We start from the raw sequence: 20,199 nt of genomic DNA, 5'->3' as shown, positions 1-20,199 counted from the left end.
TTGTCATCATTATGACCCTGCCTGATTTTCGCCTGATTCGCCTGCTGCCGCTGGCGGCCCTGGTTCTTACTGCCTGTACGCTCAACGCGCCTAAAGGTCCCGGTAAAAGCCCCGATTCTCCGCAGTGGCGCCAGCACCAACAGGAAGTTCGCGCCCTGAACCAGTATCAGACGCGTGGTGCGTTTGCCTATATTTCCGATCAACAGAAAGTGTATGCCCGCTTTTTCTGGCAGCAAACCGGTCAGGATCGCTATCGTCTCCTGCTGACCAACCCTCTGGGCAGCACTGAACTGGAACTTAATGCGCAGCCGGGCAACGTCGAACTGGTCGATAACAAAGGCAAGCATTACACCGCCGACGACGCTGAAGAGATGATCGGCAAACTGACCGGCATGCCTATCCCATTAAACAGCCTGCGCCAGTGGATCCTTGGACTGCCAGGTGACGCCACCGATTATAAGCTCGACGACCAATATCGTCTGAGTGAAGTGAACTACAGCAAAGACGGTAAAAACTGGAAAGTGGTCTATAGCGCCTACGACAGCAAAACCCAGCCAGCGATGCCAGCAAACATGGAGCTGTCCGACGGCTCCCAGCGTATTAAGCTGAAAATGGATAACTGGATTGTGAAATGATGACCCATTGGCCCTCTCCGGCAAAACTGAATTTGTTTTTATACATCACCGGACAGCGTGCGGACGGTTACCACACGCTGCAGACCTTATTTCAGTTTCTTGATTATGGCGACACGATAGATATTGCACCGCGTAGCGACGGCGAAATTCACCTGTTAACCCCAGTGGAAGGCGTTGCGCATGAAGACAATCTGATCGTCCGTGCGGCACGTTTGCTGATGAAAGCGGCATCTGAAAGCAATCGCCTTCCCAAAGGGAGTGGTGCGGACATCAGTATCGACAAACGCCTGCCGATGGGCGGCGGTCTTGGCGGAGGTTCGTCTAATGCGGCAACCGTTCTGGTGGCGCTGAATCATCTCTGGCAGTGCGGACTTTCGGTTGATGAACTGGCGGCACTCGGCTTAACGCTGGGGGCGGATGTTCCCGTATTCGTGCGCGGCCATGCGGCCTTTGCCGAAGGCGTAGGCGAAATTCTGACGCCGGTCGAGCCTGAGGAAAAGTGGTATCTGGTTGCTCATCCGGGAGTCAGTATTCCGACACCGGTGATTTTTAACGATCCCGACCTCCCGCGCAACACGCCAAAAAGGTCAATAAAAACGTTACTAAAATGTGAATTCGGCAATGATTGCGAGGTTATCGCAAGAAAACGTTTTCGCGAGGTTGATGCGGCGCTTTCCTGGCTGTTAGAATACGCGCCGTCGCGCCTGACTGGTACAGGGGCTTGTGTCTTTGCTGAATTTGACACTGAGTCTCGTGCTCGCCAGGTGCTTGAGCAAGCCCCGGAATGGCTCAAAGGCTTTGTGGCGAAAGGCGTCAACCTCTCCCCATTGCACAGAGCGTTACTCTAAATCCTTCGGATTTCAGGAAGATGGCGAAATGACGAATCGCCAGATGCATACAATTTCAGTATGTAACTGGTGTGAGGAATTGATGCCAGCGCAAATGAAACGCGAAAGATAAAGAGTAAGCCGGGCAAGCTGAGTTGCGGTGACAACGTCACCCTGTTCCAGACGTTGCATCGCGCTCTTTAATACACCGCATGGAGAGGATACTGCCTGGCCCGCACAGTTTTCGGCAGATTCTTTCCACCAATGGACGCATGCCTGAGGTTCTTCTCGTGCCTGATATGAAGCTTTTTGCTGGTAACGCCACCCCGGAACTAGCACAACGTATTGCCAACCGCCTGTACACTTCACTCGGCGACGCCGCTGTAGGTCGCTTTAGCGACGGCGAAGTCAGCGTACAAATTAATGAAAATGTACGCGGTGGTGATATTTTCATCATCCAGTCCACTTGTGCCCCTACTAACGACAACCTGATGGAATTGGTCGTTATGGTTGATGCGCTGCGCCGTGCTTCCGCAGGCCGTATCACCGCCGTTATTCCTTACTTCGGCTATGCACGTCAGGATCGTCGCGTACGTTCCGCTCGTGTACCGATTACCGCTAAAGTCGTCGCTGATTTCCTGTCCAGCGTTGGCGTTGACCGCGTCCTCACCGTTGACCTGCATGCTGAACAGATCCAGGGCTTCTTTGACGTACCGGTTGATAACGTATTCGGTAGCCCGATCCTGTTAGAAGACATGCTGCAGCTGAACCTGGACAACCCGATTGTGGTTTCTCCGGATATCGGTGGCGTCGTGCGTGCCCGCGCTATCGCTAAACTGCTGAACGATACCGACATGGCTATCATCGACAAACGTCGCCCGCGTGCGAACGTTTCTCAGGTGATGCACATTATTGGTGACGTTGCAGGTCGTGACTGTGTTCTGGTTGATGACATGATCGATACCGGCGGTACGCTGTGCAAAGCAGCAGAAGCACTGAAAGAACGTGGTGCTAAACGCGTATTTGCTTACGCCACTCACCCGATCTTCTCAGGTAATGCGGCAAACAACCTGCGCAACTCAGTGATTGATGAAGTCGTTGTCTGTGACACTATTCCACTGACTGACGAAATCAAAGCGCTGCCAAACGTGCGTACATTGACCCTGTCGGGTATGCTGGCCGAAGCGATTCGTCGTATCAGCAACGAAGAATCCATCTCTGCTATGTTCGAGCATTAATCGAGCCCGGCTCAAAAACCCGCTGCGGCGGGTTTTTTTATCTGCAATACTTATTTGTATGACTTATGCCTCCTTCACCTGCCATTTAGTTGACAGATGATGCGCTCATGGATGAAACATTATTGTGAACAGATTATTTTCCTCACATGTGATGCCTTTCCGCGCCCTCATCGACGCTTGTTGGAAAGAAAAATATACTGCCTCTCGCTTTACCCGTGACCTGATCGCCGGGATAACCGTTGGGATCATCGCCATTCCGCTGGCAATGGCCCTGGCAATAGGCAGTGGCGTTGCGCCGCAGTACGGCCTGTATACCTCAGCCGTCGCTGGGATTGTTATCGCCCTTACCGGGGGATCGCGCTTTAGCGTATCTGGCCCAACCGCCGCCTTCGTGGTGATTCTGTATCCGGTGTCGCAACAGTTTGGGCTGGCAGGCCTGCTGGTTGCCACGCTCATGTCCGGGATATTCCTGATCCTTTTCGGCCTCGCTCGTTTTGGCCGCCTGATCGAATATATCCCCGTGTCGGTAACGTTAGGTTTTACATCGGGTATTGGTATCACCATCGGTACCATGCAGATTAAAGATTTTCTTGGCCTGCAGATGGCCCATGTCCCGGAGCACTATCTGCAGAAGGTTGGCGCGCTGTTTATGGCCTTGCCGACCATCAATTTCGGCGATGCCGCCATTGGCGTAGTGACGCTGGGGATCCTGATTTTCTGGCCGCGCCTGGGGATCCGACTGCCGGGTCACCTTCCCGCACTGCTGGCAGGCTGTGCGGTAATGGGTATCGTGAACCTGACCGGCGGCCATGTCGCCACTATTGGTTCTCAGTTCCACTACATTCTGGCTGACGGCTCACAGGGTAATGGTATCCCGCAGTTGCTGCCGCAGCTGGTCCTGCCGTGGAATATGCCGGAGTCAAACTTTACCCTGAGCTGGAGCTCGTTACAGGCGCTGTTACCGGCAGCCTTCTCGATGGCGATGCTGGGGGCAATTGAATCTCTGCTGTGCGCCGTCGTACTCGATGGGATGACCGGCACCAAGCATAAAGCTAACAGCGAGTTGATTGGCCAGGGGCTGGGTAACATCGTGGCACCGTTCTTTGGCGGTATCACCGCCACAGCGGCAATTGCCCGCTCTGCGGCAAACGTCCGCGCCGGGGCGACCTCGCCAATCTCTGCGGTTATCCACGCGATTCTGGTGATCCTTGCCCTGCTGGTACTTGCACCGCTGCTTTCCTGGTTACCGCTTTCCGCCATGGCCGCCCTGCTACTGATGGTGGCATGGAACATGAGTGAAGCGCATAAAGTCGTGGATTTGCTGCGCCATGCACCGAAAGACGACATCATTGTCATGCTGATGTGTATGTCGCTGACGGTACTGTTCGACATGGTTATTGCCATCAGCGTCGGTATCGTTCTCGCCTCTCTGCTGTTTATGCGTCGTATTGCGCGCATGACTCGCCTGGCGCCGGTCAACGTAGACGTACCGGACGATGTGCTGGTGCTGCGCGTTATTGGTCCGCTGTTCTTTGCCGCGGCGGAAGGATTATTTACCGATCTCGAGTCGCGTATTGAAGGTAAACGCATCGTAGTCTTGAAGTGGGACGCGGTCCCGGTACTGGATGCCGGTGGCCTGGACGCTTTCCAGCGCTTTGTAAAACGTCTGCCGGAAGGTTGTGAATTACGCATCAGTAATCTGGAATTCCAGCCGCTACGTACCATGGCGCGCGCGGGTATTCAGCCGATCGCCGGGCGTCTGACGTTCTTCCCGAATAAAGATGCTGCGCTAGCAGATATCCGCTAACGTGTAGCCCGGCCAGGCTAAACGCCGCCGGATTGCAAATGACAGACAAAAAAATGGCTCCCTTACGTGGGTAATGCTCGTCAGTTAAGCATGTATGGTGAACATGTGATTCTTGCTCAGGGTTCCGTTCACCTCAGTGATGTCATTTCTCTGAAGCGCAGATACCTGTGAACGTGCAAGGGAGGCTCACCGCCGCCTCCCTTGCAACCCAGGCTCCCGGCGGGAAAATCGTCGCTGCGCGAGTTATTCGTCTTATGCCGTCTGCCTGTCGGGTCGGGGCCGAGCCTGCATCCATGCAGGCCATCCCCTCTGCCCGCATCCCTGCGGGCAGTCCCGGGCAGACGTCAACGCCTCATCAATTTTCAGCCGGACCAGGGTGTCGCTTCAGCGCTCTGGCTTTCAGCTATATCCGTTTTGCTGTTCACAGGTATTCAAGTAAAAGCTCAGGTGGTCAGGCGTGGCTGGTCCGGCTGAAAATTGCCGACGTGTTTCCGTAAGGCCGGGAGAGCCAGCATGGATGCTGGCTCAGGGCGCGCTTTGCAGGGACGATTCCTCGCGCCCGGCCCGGAAGCTTGGAGGAATAAGCGGAGGGTATTGCGTAGCAACAATTTTCCCGCCGGGAGCCGGGATTGTAAAGGGCGTGGCGGAGAACGCCCTTTACACGTTCACGGGAATCCGTGTTTCAGAGAAACAATGAGCATGAGGTGAACGGAACTCTATCTCCGGGATAGCATGTTCTTTACCTCCGCCAGTTTACTGAAACTGAGGCGCTAACTGACTGGCATTACTCCCGTACGTGGGAGCCATTTTTATAACAAGCTTATTGCTTACGCGTTCAACAGTTGCTCAGCCGTTGCCTTCACGCTTGCCAGCAGGACTTTAACATCCTCCAGACATACCGTCGGATTGAGCAGCGTTAGCTTCAGGCAGGTGACACCATCTGCTTCGGTCACGCCGACGTTGGCGCTACCAGAAGCCAGCAGAACGTCACCAATACGCTGGTTCAGCAGCGCGACAAATGCCACGTCGTCACTTTGCGGGCGGAAGCGGAAGAGCACGCTTGCCAGCTGCGGCTCCATCACCAGTTCAAGATGCGGCTGGGTTTTGACAAACTCAGCAACATCACGCGCCAGCGTCACACCGTTATCAATGATCTCGGCATACTGCTTTTTGCCCAGCGCTTCGAGGCCCATCCACAGCTTCAGCGCATCGAAACGACGCGTGGTCTGCAGCGACTTCGATACCAGGTTTGGTACGCCAGCCTCTTCATCGAAATCAGAGTTCAGGTACGCCGCCTGGTAACGCATCAGCTCGTAGTGGCGCGCATCTTTTAACAGGAACGCACCGCAACTGATGGTCTGGAAGAACTGCTTGTGGAAATCCAGCGTCACGGAATCCGCCAGTTCAAGGCCGTTCAGGAAGTCACGGTACTTCTCAGAAAGCAGTAACGCCCCGCCCCATGCCGCATCCACGTGCATCCAAATCTGATGTTCTGCAGCCAGCGCTGCAATATCCGCTAACGGATCGATTGCGCCCGCATCGGTAGTACCGGCAGTGGCGACGATTGCCATCACCTGCTCACCGTTGGCTTTCGCCTGGGCCAGCTTGTCTTTCAGGTCAGCCAGATCCATGCGTGAAAACGCATCGGTCTTCACCTGGGTGACGGAACGGTAGCCCAGCCCCATCAGCGCCATGTTCTTCTGCACGGAGAAGTGCGCGCTTTCAGAGCAGAACACTTTGATTTTACTCAGATCACCGGTCAGACCATCCTGCTGAATGGAGTGCCCCTGGCGAGCGAAGAAAGCATCACGCGCCAGCATCAGACCCATCAGGTTACTCTGCGTACCGCCGCTGGTGAATACGCCCGCATCGCCTGCCGGGTATCCAACCTGCTCACGCAACCACTCGATCAGCTTGATCTCAATGATGGTGGCCGACGGGCTCTGGTCCCAGGAGTCCATACTCTGGTTGGTGGCGTTGATCAGCACTTCCGCCGCCTGGCTAATCACCAGGCTCGGGCAGTGCAGATGCGCCACGCACTGCGCATGGTGAACCAACAAGCTGTCTTTGAGAAAGTATTCAACCGCACGCTCAATAGCGGCCTGGTTGCCCAGGCCCTGAGACGTAAAATTCAGGTTGATACGTTCACGCAGTTGCTCAACGGTTTTACCCTGATACATCTCAGGCTGCTTCAACCATTCAACGACCGCTTGCGTACTCTGCTCGATAGCGTCCTGATAAGCTGCAATGCTTTGCGCCGAGCCGGACAGAATCGGGTTTACGTCTGACATTCGATCCAACTCCGTTTAAACCGGCTTCACGCCAGCGCCCAGCAGGGCGTTTTCGAATTTATCGAGGAAGATTTCCAGTTCAGCGTTGGTGATCAGCAGTGACGGCAGCAGGCGCAGCACGCAACCGTTGCGGCCACCACGCTCCAGAATCAGCCCATTTTCGAAGCATTTTTTCTGCAGCAACGCGGACAGCTCGCCATCGGCCGGGTAGCAGCCCATGTGATCCTGCGCTTCGTTCGGCTTCACGATTTCCAGGCCGATCATCAGACCCAGACCGCGCACCTGGCCGATAACCGGGTAGCGTTTCTGCAGGTCAGCCAGTTTGCCTTTCAGCCACTCGCCCTGGGCAGCAACTTTATCGGCAATCTTGTCATCTTTGAGGATCTTCAGCGTTGTCAGACCGGTCGCCATCGCCAACTGGTTGCCGCGGAAAGTACCAGTGTGGTGGCCCGGAGCCCACGCATCGAACTGCTTTTTAATGCCCAGCACCGCCAGTGGCAGACCGCCGCCAACCGCTTTGGACATCACGATGATATCTGGCTCAATACCGGCATGTTCGAAGGCGAACAGTTTACCGGTACGTGCAAAGCCCGCCTGAACTTCATCGATGATCAGCAGAATGCCATGTTCCTGCGTCACTTTACGAATGCGTTGCAGCCACTCGACCGGAGCCGGATTCACGCCACCTTCACCCTGCACCGCTTCGAGGATCACGGCAGCTGGTTTACGCACGCCGCTTTCAACGTCGTTGATCAGGTTTTCGAAGTAGTAGGTTAATGCTTTAACGCCAGCGTCGCCGCCGATACCCAGCGGACAACGGTATTGATGCGGATACGGCATAAACTGCACTTCCGCCATCATGTTGCTGACCGCTTCTTTCGGCGACAGGTTGCCGGTCACGGACAGCGCACCGTGGGTCATCCCGTGGTATCCACCGGAGAAACTGATGATGCTGGAACGGCCGGTGACTTTCTTCGCCAGCTTCAGTGCCGCTTCAACAGCATCTGCGCCGGACGGACCGGTGAACTGCAGACAATATTCTTTGCCCTGACCCGGTAATAAAGAAAGTAAATATGATGAGAATTCATCTTTTAACGGCGTGGTAAGGTCAAGCGTATGTAACGGTAAGCCGCTTGTGATGACACTTTGAATGCTCTGCAGCACTTCAGGATGGTTATGACCAAGCGCCAGGGTTCCGGCACCTGCCAGGCAATCAAGATATTGATTATTTTCTACATCAGTAATCCAGACGCCCTGCGCTTTAGCGATCGCTAATGGCAGTTTACGTGGATAGCTGCGGACATTAGATTCAAACTCAGCCTGTCTTGCTAAAAAGGTATCATTGCTCTGTGGTAATGAATTAGCACTTAAAGTATCAATACGGACTTTATCCGTCATCATATCACTCCTACAACCAGGTGTAGATTAACGCCTGATTGAATAAATGGTTATAAGGATTACCTGTAAAAAAGCGCGGCTAATATATGTTGTTTTAGCTTAGGACTCAATCATTTATTTTTCGGCATTGAAAATAACAACTTTCCCCTTTAAATTCAAAGCGTAACAACTATTTACCATTACTAAATCCTAAAGAAATATATCTATTTAATTAACAATGTTGCAGCTAATTGCAACGCAGACAATCTAATAAAAACCATGGAATTTTCGTGTTTTTATTATTTTTTTACACGTTTTTACCATTAATGATGCTCGCGATATCTTGTGATGCCATGATTTTTCACTTATTTGTCGATAAATCGAATAAAAAAGTCGATCCCTAAATATAAATCACTTAGTATGGCGCGCTTATTTGCAGGCTATGTAGATAAAATTAATGCGCAGCACCCGATAACGCGTACAGGCGACACGCGTTATCGACAACAGGTATTCCCTGGGTTGTCAGCAGAAATGTTCGCGGGCGGACATTTCGTAAGGCGAACTTCGTTCCCTTATGCCGAGAATGAAAATTTTCTAGCCATACTTTTATGGCGCCCTGATATGAGATTGTTATGACTCGCATTTATCCACCATCCGTCGTTGCCAAATTTGGCGGCACCAGCGTCGCTGATTTTGATGCGATGAACCGCAGCGCCAGCATTGTCCTTGCTGATCAAGATGTCCGTTTAGTCGTTTTGTCTGCTTCAGCAGGCGTGACAAACTTACTGGTTGAGCTTTCTGAAGGTCTGGAAACACATCAACAATTAGATAAGATTGAGACTTTACGCGCCATCCAATACAACATTATTTCCCGCCTGAAGCAGCCGTCCGTTATCAGCACGGAAATCGATAATCTTCTAAACAATATACGTCGACTTGCACAAACGGCGATGGTTTCGCCGTCTGATGCGTTAAGCGATGAGTTAGTCAGCCATGGCGAGCTGATGTCCTCGCTACTGTTTACTGAAGTCTTACGTGAACGGCATGCCGAGGCCGGGTGGTTTGACGCCCGCAGCGTGATGCGTACTAACTCGAACTTCGGCTGCGCCGAACCCGAGCTTGGCACACTGCACCACCAGGTGGAGACTCACCTGCGCCCTCGTCTTGAGCAAGCGATTATGGTGACTCAGGGATTTATCGGGCGTGATGCCGCAGGACACACCACAACGCTTGGACGCGGCGGTAGTGATTACACGGCTACGCTTCTCGGTGAGGCGCTTCACGCCACACGCGTTGACATCTGGACCGACGTTGCAGGGATCTACACCACCGACCCACGCATTGCGCCGCGGGCCAAACGAATCGACCATATCTCATTTTCCGAGGCCAGCGATATGGCCGCCTACGGTGCGAAGGTCCTCCACCCGGCGACACTGCTCCCGGCAATGCGTAAAAGCATTCCGGTCTTTGTTGGCTCAAGTAAGGATACTGCCGCCGGAGGTACGCTGGTGCACAACACCACCGATAATCCACCTCGCTATCGCGCGCTCGCCGTGCGTCGTAAACAGACGCTGTTGCGGTTACACAGTCTGGAGAAGCAACCTTCCTGTTCTTTCCTGGCGCAGTCCTTCGCCATTTTAGCTCGCCATGCGGTCACGGTGGATTTGGTTACAACCTCAGAGAATAGTATTGCGCTGGCGCTGGACGCCACTCATGCAACCTCAGGTGAAGACCATGTGTTGACCACCGCATTGTTTACCGCCTTGTCCTCCCACTGTCGTGTGGAAGTGGAAACCGGGCTGGCGCTGGTCACTTTGGTGGGGAATCAACTCACACAGGCTGCGGGAGTTTGCAAAGACGTTTTTGCCTGGCTTGAAGAGCATACGGTACGAATGATTTGCCATGGGGCGTCAAACGACAACCTGAGTATCCTGTTGCCGGCTGACAATGCAGACAGCGCGATCAAAGCGTTACATTATCGGTTATTCGAATAACGCTTCTTTGTAGTATGCCACCAAGGGTAGAAGTCGTTTAATCCAGTACTGACGAACAAGCAGAGCCCTGGTTTTTAAACCAGGACTTTGTGTTCAAACAACTGCACTCCGAGTTGGGAGAGCTATTTAGTTATGCCGATGATTGGTATCACCGCGACGGCAGCGTTTGTCATAGTGGCGCACCCACCAGTAACGATCGCTGATTTGTTCGTGCCCCCCCACTCTGGCACCGGCCAACCAGAGGACTCCACCAACAAAAATACTGAGCACGGCACCATGTGCGAAAAACTGTGGCAGATTAAATTGCGGCAGTTGGTTTAAAATAGAGTAACCAACACCACCCACCATCACCACCAACCCTAAAGCCATGAGCACGTTACCGAGTAACGAAGCGTTTTTGCGTTTCATGTGTCACCTCCGGAACTTTGGGTTGTTACAGGGAATACCCCTAATCCTTATGTGTAAAGTATAGACAACACTGCCGTTCGCAAGTGCGGGAGCGATCACAATTACAAACACTCATGCAACAAAACTTTACAAATAAGCCACTGAACACACTCATTTTCTAATAGTCCATTTGTGCAATTATTCAGCTTTTGGCGATAAGCACGCAGTTTTTTGTCAACAGCAGCGTCAGACAGTAAACTACACGTCGTTTATCGAAACACTCAGGACAAAACACGTGGCGATTAAATTGATTGTCGGCCTGGCAAACCCCGGCGCAGAGTATGCGGCAACGCGACACAATGCAGGCGCATGGTATGTCGATCTGCTGGCAGAAAGATTACGCGCTCCCCTGCGCGATGAGCCGAAATTCTTCGGCTACACCTCCAGAGTTACGCTTGAAGGTGAAGACGTCCGTCTGCTGGTGCCAACCACATTTATGAATCTGAGCGGCAAGGCTGTCGGTGCGATGGCCAGTTTTTATCGTATTAACCCCGATGAAATTTTGGTCGCACACGATGAGTTAGACCTGCCGCCAGGCGTTGCCAAATTTAAGCTTGGCGGCGGTCATGGCGGACATAATGGCCTGAAAGACATCATTAGTAAGTTAGGTAATAACCCCAACTTTCATCGTTTACGCGTTGGAATTGGCCATCCGGGCGATAAAAACAAAGTTGTCGGATTTGTTTTAGGCAAACCGCCTGTTTCAGAACAGAAGTTAATTGATGAAGCAATTGACGAAGCGGCACGTTGTACCGAGATTTTGTTCAAAGATGGCCTGACCAAAGCGACGAGCCGGTTACACACCTTTAAAGCGCAATAAGCAGCGATGTGCGGCATTTTTCTCGCGTGCTGTGTATAATAGGCAAAGTTATTTACATTTCTACAATCTGTTTTCCATAACAGGTTGAATATCAAAAGATTAAGGTGATTTAAACATGGGATTCAAATGCGGTATCGTCGGTTTGCCAAACGTAGGCAAATCCACCTTGTTCAACGCGCTCACAAAAGCGGGTATTGAAGCGGCAAACTTCCCGTTCTGTACTATCGAGCCGAACACCGGTGTTGTCCCGATGCCCGATCCGCGTCTGGATCAGCTGGCCGAAATCGTCAAACCGCAGCGTATCCTGCCAACAACGATGGAATTCGTCGACATCGCCGGTCTGGTAAAAGGCGCGTCTAAAGGTGAAGGCCTGGGTAACCAGTTCCTGACCAACATCCGTGAAACCGAAGCTATCGGCCACGTGGTGCGTTGCTTTGAAAACGACAACATCATCCACGTTAATAACAAAGTGGATCCGGCTGACGACATTGAAGTTATCAATACCGAGCTGGCGTTGTCCGACCTCGACACCTGTGAGCGCGCTATCCATCGCGTGCAGAAGAAGGCCAAAGGCGGCGACAAAGACGCTAAAGCAGAACTGGCTGCGCTGGAAAAATGCCTGCCACAGCTGGAAAACGCTGGCATGCTGCGTGCGCTGAAAACGCTGACTGACGAAGACAAAGCGGCCATCAAATACCTGAGTTTCCTGACGCTGAAGCCAACAATGTACATCGCTAACGTCAACGAAGACGGTTTTGAAAATAACCCGTACCTCGATAAAGTGCGCGAAATCGCGGCTGCCGAAGGTTCTGTTGTGGTTGCCGTTTGCGCTGCCGTTGAAGCTGACATCGCAGAACTTGATGATGCTGACCGTGAAGAATTCATGGCTGAAATGGGTCTGGAAGAGCCGGGCCTGAACCGCGTTATCCGTGCTGGCTACGAATTGCTGAACCTGCAGACCTACTTCACTGCTGGCGTGAAAGAAGTCCGTGCATGGACCATTCCTGTCGGTGCCACGGCTCCGCAGGCAGCCGGTAAAATCCATACCGACTTCGAGAAAGGCTTTATCCGCGCACAAACCATCGCGTTTGAAGATTTCATCACCTATAAAGGTGAGCAAGGTGCGAAAGAAGCTGGGAAAATGCGTGCCGAAGGTAAGGACTATATCGTCAAAGATGGCGATATCATGAACTTCCTGTTCAACGTCTAAATAAAATTTGTTGTCTCGTGAGGTTTCATCGAATCTCATGAAAATCACAAAACCCTATAAAATCCACGCAATTGCGTGGATTTTTCATTTCATAATGTCTCAACTTATTGAACAGGCCCCGTCGTGAGGAAAGAATTTGTCTACGAGCGTGGGGTCAGTCCAACCAGCAGGATTGCCAGGCAAACCACTGGTTGCCTGGCAAAAAGGTCAGGAGACGATTATCAGAAGTTCCATTTCGCGCCGATCATTGCCGCACTGTCATTATAGCCTTTATCACCCACCTGCACGCCGACATTGCCCCACAGGTTGAAACGTGGGCTGACCTGCCCTTCGACACCCACTTTCACCTCACCCAGGTTTTTCGTTCCGGCCTGGCTGACGTTAACGCCGTCCATCCGGGTGCTGAAATCACGGGTATTGTGCAGCCAATTAACTTCGGCAAACGGCTGGAACTCACGCGCTTTACCGTTATCGAGCTGGCTGTGGCCTTTGATCCAGGTTTTCACACCAAGTCGCGTTTGCACATTACCGTCACCGCTGCTGGTGATGCGGGTGCCGTTGCTTTCACGGTGATCGTCGGCTTTCACGCCCATCCACACGGCCTGTGCCTGCGGCTGGATATACCATTCGTTGGTCGAACCTTCACGCGTCTGGTATTCCCCCATTTTCCAGGTGTAGCCGGTTTCCACCGAGGCGTTCACCCCTTTCGATTTATAGGATTCGCCCTGCAGACCTTCACCCTTCACGCTGTTGTTAAACCAGTTGTACTGTGCCCAGGTATCGACATACAGCCCGCTGTGCGTCTCGTCGTTGGCATACCAGGTTGAGTAAACCCCGGCGGAATAGCCGTTCACAGACCCTTTCGAACCATACTGCGTACGTGACGTGTGGGTATTGCTGTGGTCGTTGCCGTAACCGGCCATCAGCCCAAGATGCCAGCGGTCAAGACCACTCTGGCTCCACTGCGCCACATCACCGCCCAGTTGAACGGCGTAACGGTTGCTCTGCGTTTTGAGCTGCCCGCTGCCATCACGCCAGTTGTTGTGGCCGCCCACGTGACGCATCCACATGCTGGTGACTTTTTGCTCGCCGGTTAACGCGTCGATGAACTGTGTTTCACCCAGGCGATCGTGCAGACGGGTCACAAACAGGGTGTTAGCCGCCGCCAGGTTTGCGGTGTAGCTGCCGCCTTCCGGACGCAGATCCGGCGTTTCTTTATCACCCGGATCCGTGCCCGGGTCCGTTTTGCTGCTGTTCAGATACCAGTTACTGCTGTTTTCACCGGTACCGCGGTTCAGGGTGTAGTCATACGCCCCGGCAACAATACGGCCTTTCTGGGTGAAATCACCGTCGGACGCCCCCTCAACGGTAATAACTTCAATACCGTTGATGGTCGCCGCCCCTTTGCCCCCGGCGTTTGTCACCGTGACATACGTGTTGCCGGAGGTATCGCCTTCCACCACCAGCTTATCGGTGACGGATTTATCGTCGCCAAGCGCGGTGTTAAGTGACAGCAGCCCATCGTTGCCCGCATAGTTACCCTTAATCACCAGTTGGTTACCGGCTTGTTGACCGGACACACCGGTGGCCATCGTACCGTTGTTGGTGACGTTTCCGCCCACCGTAAATGTGTGCGTACCTATACTCTCAGCGGTGCCAACCTGAAGCAGACCAGCGTTGTTGATATCACCTGCCACGCCGCCAAACCCGGATAACGTTCCCTGTTCTGCGATATTGACCTGCTTGCTGCTCAGCACCACTGAAGCAATCTCGCTGCCCAGCTGCAGGCCCCCCTGCTCAATGCGTGTGGCACCGGTCCACTCGGCATTCTCGCCCACGGTGATGGTGCCACTGCCGAGCTTGGTAACGCTGCCCGCACCGGAAACAATGTTGTTCAGGTCCCAGCTACTGGCGCTGTTGAGCACCAGGGAACCGGCGTTTTTCACCGCCGCATCGCCCAGATGTTCAGCCACGGACGCGGTAAGCTGCGATCCACCATCAATGTCAAAGGTTCCGGTAAACTCGCTGTTGTTACCGGCCAGCACCACATCGCTGTCGGTCAGTTCAACACTGCCGTTATCGCTGATGGCGTTGTACAGTACGCCTGCGGCATTGCTTAACGCCAGCGTACCGGCCGCCACGATGTCGCCGGTGCCGAGGCCCAGCGTGGAGTTCAGCAGCGCCGTTGCCCCTTCGGCAATAGTGGTTTTCGCTGCCAGAGTGCTGTTTTCAGCCGTGACAGTCAGCATTCCGCCATTCAGGTTGAGCGCGCCGCTACCTGTTAAAGTGCCGTTAGCCTCGCCACCGTCCGCAATCGTCATGCTGCCACCATTAATGTTCAGCAGAGAATCGACAGTAGTAGTCAGTTTACCGACCGTCTGACTGTAGCCGTTCATATCAAAACCGGTGTCAGATGCCAGACTCAGTTCGCTGGTCTGCCCCAGCACGTCGTTGTTCTTCATCAGCAGGTTGCCGCTGCGCACATCGGTGACACCGGTGTAGTCGTTATCCATATTGGAGAGAGACACGGTCTGGCCTCTGGCACTGTCGAAGGCCAGGTCTCCTGAACCGGTGACGCGGGCGCTGAGGTCAGCGGCATTACCTGTTTTACCGTTAGCATCCAGCACCAGTGCGTTACTGCCGGACGCCAGCAGTTCGACCTGCGTCAGCCCGTAGTTGATATACAGCCCGTCGTCGTTTTCGCCACCGGTCAGGCGGTAATCGTAAGTGCCTTTGGCCACCACGTCGCCATTCTGCTCAATGTCAGCCACCACGCCATCGCTGATAACGTTGCCGTCTTTGTCGGTTAACGTCAGGTTGCCCGCACCACCCTGCACAGCGGTGTCAGAGGTGACCAGTTTGATCAATTCCTGCGCGTCGTCCTGTTCAAGCAGGGAGAGCGTCGTATCCGTCAGCGGACGATCGTTGCTGACGCTGCCGGTATCCACCTGAACGGTCCCGCGACCACTCAGATCCATTTCACCCGCATGGATCGTACCATCCGCTTGCGTTTTGCCCGGTGTAACACCGTCGAAGCTCACCGTGCCGCCGTTAAACGCCAGCCCACCGATATTCTGTTCGCCCTTGCCAACATGCGTGATGCTACCTTCACCCGCGATCAGCCTCGCCTGAGTCAGCGCCTGAGTGTTCAGTCCGGTCAATTCATAGGTGCTGTTTTGCAGCGCAAGCGTGCCCTGGAAACCGTCTGCGGCATTGTTAGCGGTAAAATCAAACGCCTTGCCGGACGCATCCACAGACACGCTCCCGGTTCCCGATAGGTGACTGTTGAACTCTAGATCGCCGGTCGCGTTCAGTTGCAGCGTGCTATTCGCATCGATGCTGTAACCCGTATTTGATGCATCATCTTTCGAATCACCCAGGGCGAAGTCGACGTCATTGACGGTAAACACCGAGTTGCTGGTCAGATCGATATGCTCCATGCCGGTAATAGCGTCGGCACTGTTCAGGCTGTACTGCGCGTTCTGCAACCGGAGCGTGTCTTCGCCTTCTCCGCCATTCAGGCTGGTGAAGAGCGACGTTTCAGTCGTCTTGATGTCTTTCAGCACGAAGAGATCGCTGCCGTCACCGGTGGTGATATCCGTTGCCGTACTGCCGGACTCCAGCGTGATGGTATTGTCACCACTCAGTAAATTCACCATCCCAGTGATGCTGGCTTCCGCGGCATTGGTAAAGGCAATACCCTTACCTTTGACGATTTCCAACGCTTTTTGCGAAGCATCCAGCGCGCGGATCACCCCTTTATTAAGGAAACTTTCCAGTGAGCCGTTATCTGCATCGACCACCGCATGCGAGGTGGAAACCGACGTCAACTCGCCCGACTGTTCAATATTTTTCGTGGTCCCGCCGACGACCAGCGCTTCTGCACCATCGCGGTCCAGCACGTTCACGCTGGCACCGGTTTTCAGGTCTGCGGACGAATTGGTGACGATCCCTTTGCCGCTCGCCTGCTGGACGTTGATGACCAGGTCGCGCGAATCGGACATATCCAGAGTCTGATTGGTTTGCGAACCATCAATGTTTTCAAACAGGATACCTGTGCCGCTGCCAGTGACGTTGATGGTGCCAGAGTTGATCCGATCCATGGAAGCCCCGGTATGCACACCAACGCCGTTTCCGACGGTAATGTGGGTCTCTTTGAGTTGAATACCGGCAAGGTTGGCCTGGTTTTCAATGGCGTTACCGCTGCCGCCCGCGGCCATCGTGATGGTTGCGCCATCAACGACCAGCCCTTTCGCCCCGCTTGCCAACAGAATGGCGTGCGCCGTGCCGTCAGCGGTAGTTTGCCCTTCACCGGTCAGGTTAAGCGTTGCGTCGCTCCCGACCAGATACGCCGCGGTGCCATCGGTGGCAGAAACTGTCGCGATATTGTTCACCACGGAATCTGCGCCCTGAATATTGACCGCCACGCCATTCACCTGAATATCGCCGTCATTGTTCAGCGTACCGCCGGAAATCAGCACCCCGGTACTGTCAGGCTGATCAAAGTCAATGGTACCTTTGTGATTTAGCGTACCGCCATTGCGGGCGATATAGCCGAAAGCACCGTCAGCGGTGTTGGCCGTTTCAAGGGTGGCATAGCTGGTTAATACCGACTCACCTTTTTTGGCTTCTACGACTTCGCCGTCCAGGGCATAGTAGTTTCCGTCAACAACGCCCGCCGTTGTGCCCTTACCGGCGACTTTAACAATATCGGCATCCGCCGTGATTATCCCCGTCGCGCCGCCTTCAATGCGAACACCAGTTGAGCCTTCGCCTATAATGCTTAACGCCAGCTTGCCGGAGTTAAAACTGCTGCCTGCGTCCGTCGTAAGGATAATGGTGGAGTTATCACCCGTTGCATTCATTTGTGACATATTGGTGTTGGAGCCATCAAACGCAGCGCCGCCATCGACGCGATAAAGCGTCGAATCTGTCGTCGAAACCGTTTGATTACTCGTGGAATTATCGATAATTGACGCTCCAGAACCGTAGATGTAATACCCTGTCTGGTGACTCCCGTCATTGAAAGTGACCGTTCCGTTATCCACCAGGGTGATAGTGCCTTTATCACGCGCCTGCACACCGATGGCATAATCGCCATTGAGATTGACTTCGCCTGATACTACCGCGAGGGCATCCTCACCGCTTGCCCGGATACCGTAGTTAGCGTAATGCGTACCCTCATCAACACCGGAGTTGACGTTAATGACACCAGCGTGCGTGATTTTCCCACCGGCTTCCACATCAATACCGATACTGTTTTGCCCGTTCTGATTGATAATGCCTTTGTTCACGACCCGGTTTTCACTGGTACCTGATTTTACGTTGAGCCCCACGTTGGCAATCGAGGATTCGCCAGGCAGTTCGCCATTGATCTCTATCGTGCCATTTTGATTCAACGTCGCGGTATTTTTAACAACGATGGCTGTTGCGTTCGTTGTCTGAGAACCTATTACGATTTTTGAGGCCGCATCTCCGTTATACGTCGCACTGCCTGATAACAGAACACCGATGGAGTCTCCCGAAATACGAAGGTCGTTAGTCGCATCCGGACCCTCACGTTGAGCCTCCCGGCCAATGTACAACATGCCGTTATGGTTGAATGTTGATTGCTGGCCGGCCTCAACACCTGTTGTGACCGGTGTGCCAGTGGTACTCGTCTGCGTTGTTGATGCGACATTGATCGTGCCATCATTTGTCAGCACCGCAGACGAAGAGAGTAGGACACCTTTATTACTGTATTGAGAAGAGCTCGTTGCCAGGTTAATCACGCCAGTGGCATTGTTATTAATAGTGGATGTGCCGTTTGCCAGGATAGCCGTGTGCTGGCCTGCTGCGACTAATGCTGCGCTCGAACCCAATTTTTCAGCCATGTCAGGGTTAGTCCCTGCATCAACAACCCCGTTGTTCTCAAATACAGAACCACTGTGAACGGCGACGACATAGGCCCCACGAAGCGTATTGTTATTCGACCCTAGTGTGCCCTCATTGATTAAGGTTGCACCATTTTCCAGGTTAACCAGCGATGCATCAGACCAAAAAAGTTGCAGATTAGCGTCTTTATCAATGTTAATAACGGCATCTTTGCCGGTTCCGTGGATGTAGGAGACGGTATCACGATTAACCGTTCCTCTAACTGCATCATCAGACGCAATCCCATCCTCATTCGCATAAATAGGGATAGACCCGGTAGTTCGCGCCAAATTCAGTTCAGCGTTGTACTCTGCACTGGTCATTGAGAGCTCACCTTTTTCAATCGCTGCGATTAACGCAGCGTTGTAAGCTTTAAACTCCTCCACATTTGTCACATTTTGTGGCCCAAGTTTGCTGGTGAACTCACCTGTAAATTCGTCAATCACTGGGTACGCAATAGCCGTGCCACCACTGTGATTGTTGTAATCATTACCTAACTGGGCTATTGTTTTAGAATGGTAATTAAGCTCTGCTTTGTCACCAGACTCACTGGAAACATTAAAAACTGATGCTTTATTTATGCTACTCGTATTTGAACTTTTGAAAACAGCACTAAATAAGTTTTCCCTATCATTAATCCAGTTGGCATCCTGACTTCCAACATTGACATCAAGAGTGGCTCCACTATTAACGTTGTATAGATTACGATCTATATACTGGCCGTTAGCACCCACGGCATTTGAAATCGTAACATTAAAGTCGGCGAGAGAGTTAATGACCATCGCATCATTATCGTAGACCGCTATTGATGTCGTATTCCCGGTAACTGGATCTATAAAGTCAATTACTTTGCTTTGCGAGCCGATGTTAAATATGTTGTTATTCTTAACATACTCACTATTAGTACCTAGAAGACCTTTATCATAAGCCTCACCCAGAGTCATATTGGTGTAACCACTATTACCATACGAAACATTCGAAAAGCTACCTGACAATGTATTATCCCGTCCACTCACTGTTATCTCTATGGCATCTTGTGGGGTCATGGAGTCTACTACATAATCTGTTGCCTGTGATTTCGCTGGAAAAAGTGCAAGCATTAATAAAGCGACAGGTGCCATTCGAAAAACATATGCATTCTGGAATTCTGCGCTGTATTGTTCTTCCGTAATAAGCGAAGAACTGCTTGATTGTACGTTTCCACGTACCAGTTCGGAAACAACAACGGCACACGAGCGGGCTACGCTCCAGATAACCTTAAATACTTTGTTCATCATCTCACTCGCTTTTAACAGCCCATTTTCTTTCGCGATTACTTCACAGGTGAATTTGGGCCAAAATTATCAGTGCCTGATTTTTAGCTCAGGCGTTTCGTGAGTGATTTTACTTGCCGCCCCTCTTCTAGGGTATATATAATGAATAATGCGTTATTTATAGATACATCATCTATAAAAATAAATCTTTAAAGATTATCGTGCTGAATTTTAAATGGTGTTACACGACATTTTATTGGTTAGCGGAAGGATACATTCTGGTGAGTACATATTATCGATATATATTTTCAGCATGTCGTTAACTAATAGCTTCATGATTAAAAAGCTCCAGGGGGGATTACCACCCTGGAAAAACTTTTTTGAGAG

11 protein-coding genes are annotated in these 20,199 nt (G+C 52.5%); 7 read left to right on the top strand and 4 right to left on the bottom strand.

All coding sequences use genetic code 11. From position 1 onward, the window contains the following. The first annotated feature begins 11 nt into the window (after positions 1 to 11). From lolB to dauA, 4 genes are all read left to right on the top strand, one after another. Complete coding sequence (lolB, locus tag BZK40_RS13165; protein WP_003833422.1) at positions 12 to 635, top strand: lipoprotein insertase outer membrane protein LolB; 624 nt, start codon at positions 12 to 14, stop codon at positions 633 to 635. Next, complete coding sequence (gene ispE, locus BZK40_RS13160; protein ID WP_032943712.1) at positions 632 to 1,483, top strand: 4-(cytidine 5'-diphospho)-2-C-methyl-D-erythritol kinase; 852 nt, start codon at positions 632 to 634, stop codon at positions 1,481 to 1,483. The genes lolB and ispE overlap by 4 nt, the downstream gene beginning before the upstream one ends. Positions 1,484 to 1,752: 269 nt before the next feature. Continuing rightward, positions 1,753 to 2,700, top strand: coding sequence for a ribose-phosphate diphosphokinase (prs, locus tag BZK40_RS13155; protein WP_001518537.1), 948 nt, complete (start codon positions 1,753 to 1,755; stop codon positions 2,698 to 2,700). A 124-nt stretch (positions 2,701 to 2,824) separates the two neighbouring features. Next, positions 2,825 to 4,507: a C4-dicarboxylic acid transporter DauA gene (gene dauA / locus BZK40_RS13150; protein ID WP_071692414.1), complete on the top strand. Its 1,683-nt coding sequence runs from the start codon at positions 2,825 to 2,827 to the stop codon at positions 4,505 to 4,507. Between the two features lie 827 nt (positions 4,508 to 5,334). On the opposite strand, the gene BZK40_RS13140 is transcribed toward dauA, so the two are convergent. Together BZK40_RS13140 and BZK40_RS13135 are read right to left on the bottom strand one after the other, a co-directional pair. Next, complete coding sequence (locus tag BZK40_RS13140) at positions 5,335 to 6,798, bottom strand: pyridoxal phosphate-dependent decarboxylase family protein (protein WP_079934770.1); 1,464 nt, start codon at positions 6,796 to 6,798, stop codon at positions 5,335 to 5,337. A 15-nt stretch (positions 6,799 to 6,813) separates the two neighbouring features. Further along, positions 6,814 to 8,199 carry a diaminobutyrate--2-oxoglutarate transaminase gene (locus BZK40_RS13135; RefSeq protein WP_008784983.1) on the bottom strand — a complete coding sequence of 462 codons (1,386 nt, stop codon included), beginning with the start codon at positions 8,197 to 8,199 and terminating at the stop codon, positions 6,814 to 6,816. Positions 8,200 to 8,807: 608 nt separating this feature from the next. On the opposite strand from BZK40_RS13135, the gene lysC reads away from it, so the two are divergent. Further along, positions 8,808 to 10,169 (top strand): lysine-sensitive aspartokinase 3, encoded by a 1,362-nt coding sequence (lysC, locus tag BZK40_RS13130; protein ID WP_048224056.1) that lies wholly within the window; start codon positions 8,808 to 8,810, stop codon positions 10,167 to 10,169. A 126-nt stretch (positions 10,170 to 10,295) separates the two neighbouring features. Here the strand turns inward: lysC and ychH are convergent, their stop codons facing one another. Then, complete coding sequence (gene ychH / locus BZK40_RS13125; protein ID WP_003833480.1) at positions 10,296 to 10,577, bottom strand: stress-induced protein YchH; 282 nt, start codon at positions 10,575 to 10,577, stop codon at positions 10,296 to 10,298. A gap of 274 nt (positions 10,578 to 10,851) precedes the next feature. On the opposite strand from ychH, the gene pth reads away from it, so the two are divergent. Together pth and ychF are read left to right on the top strand one after the other, a co-directional pair. Next, positions 10,852 to 11,436 (top strand): aminoacyl-tRNA hydrolase, encoded by a 585-nt coding sequence (gene pth, locus BZK40_RS13120; RefSeq protein WP_003020814.1) that lies wholly within the window; start codon positions 10,852 to 10,854, stop codon positions 11,434 to 11,436. 115 nt (positions 11,437 to 11,551) lie between these two features. Beyond that, positions 11,552 to 12,646 (top strand): redox-regulated ATPase YchF, encoded by a 1,095-nt coding sequence (gene ychF / locus BZK40_RS13115; RefSeq protein WP_003020818.1) that lies wholly within the window; start codon positions 11,552 to 11,554, stop codon positions 12,644 to 12,646. A gap of 221 nt (positions 12,647 to 12,867) precedes the next feature. Here ychF and BZK40_RS13110 read toward each other — a convergent pair whose 3' ends face one another. Next, positions 12,868 to 19,833 (bottom strand): autotransporter outer membrane beta-barrel domain-containing protein, encoded by a 6,966-nt coding sequence (locus BZK40_RS13110; protein WP_079934784.1) that lies wholly within the window; start codon positions 19,831 to 19,833, stop codon positions 12,868 to 12,870. Between the last annotated feature and the right edge of the window lie 366 nt (positions 19,834 to 20,199).

This window comes from Citrobacter portucalensis (assembly GCF_002042885.1).
Lineage (GTDB): Bacteria > Pseudomonadota > Gammaproteobacteria > Enterobacterales > Enterobacteriaceae > Citrobacter > Citrobacter portucalensis.
The sequence above is the reverse complement of the archived record's forward strand: the minus strand, read 5'-3'. Positions and strand labels throughout refer to the sequence as shown.

What these genes read in the sequence shown, in the direction of transcription:
- lolB (WP_003833422.1), top strand. Translation starts at nt 12, where the DNA reads ATGACCCTGCCTGATTTTCGCCTGATTCGCCTGCTGCCGCTGGCGGCC.
- BZK40_RS13140 (WP_079934770.1), bottom strand. Translation starts at nt 6,798, where the DNA reads ATGTCAGACGTAAACCCGATTCTGTCCGGCTCGGCGCAAAGCATTGCA.
- BZK40_RS13135 (WP_008784983.1), bottom strand. Translation starts at nt 8,199, where the DNA reads ATGATGACGGATAAAGTCCGTATTGATACTTTAAGTGCTAATTCATTA.
- lysC (WP_048224056.1), top strand. Translation starts at nt 8,808, where the DNA reads ATGACTCGCATTTATCCACCATCCGTCGTTGCCAAATTTGGCGGCACC.
- ychF (WP_003020818.1), top strand. Translation starts at nt 11,552, where the DNA reads ATGGGATTCAAATGCGGTATCGTCGGTTTGCCAAACGTAGGCAAATCC.
- ychH (WP_003833480.1), bottom strand. Translation starts at nt 10,577, where the DNA reads ATGAAACGCAAAAACGCTTCGTTACTCGGTAACGTGCTCATGGCTTTA.
- BZK40_RS13110 (WP_079934784.1), bottom strand. Translation starts at nt 19,833, where the DNA reads ATGAACAAAGTATTTAAGGTTATCTGGAGCGTAGCCCGCTCGTGTGCC.
- ispE (WP_032943712.1), top strand. Translation starts at nt 632, where the DNA reads ATGATGACCCATTGGCCCTCTCCGGCAAAACTGAATTTGTTTTTATAC.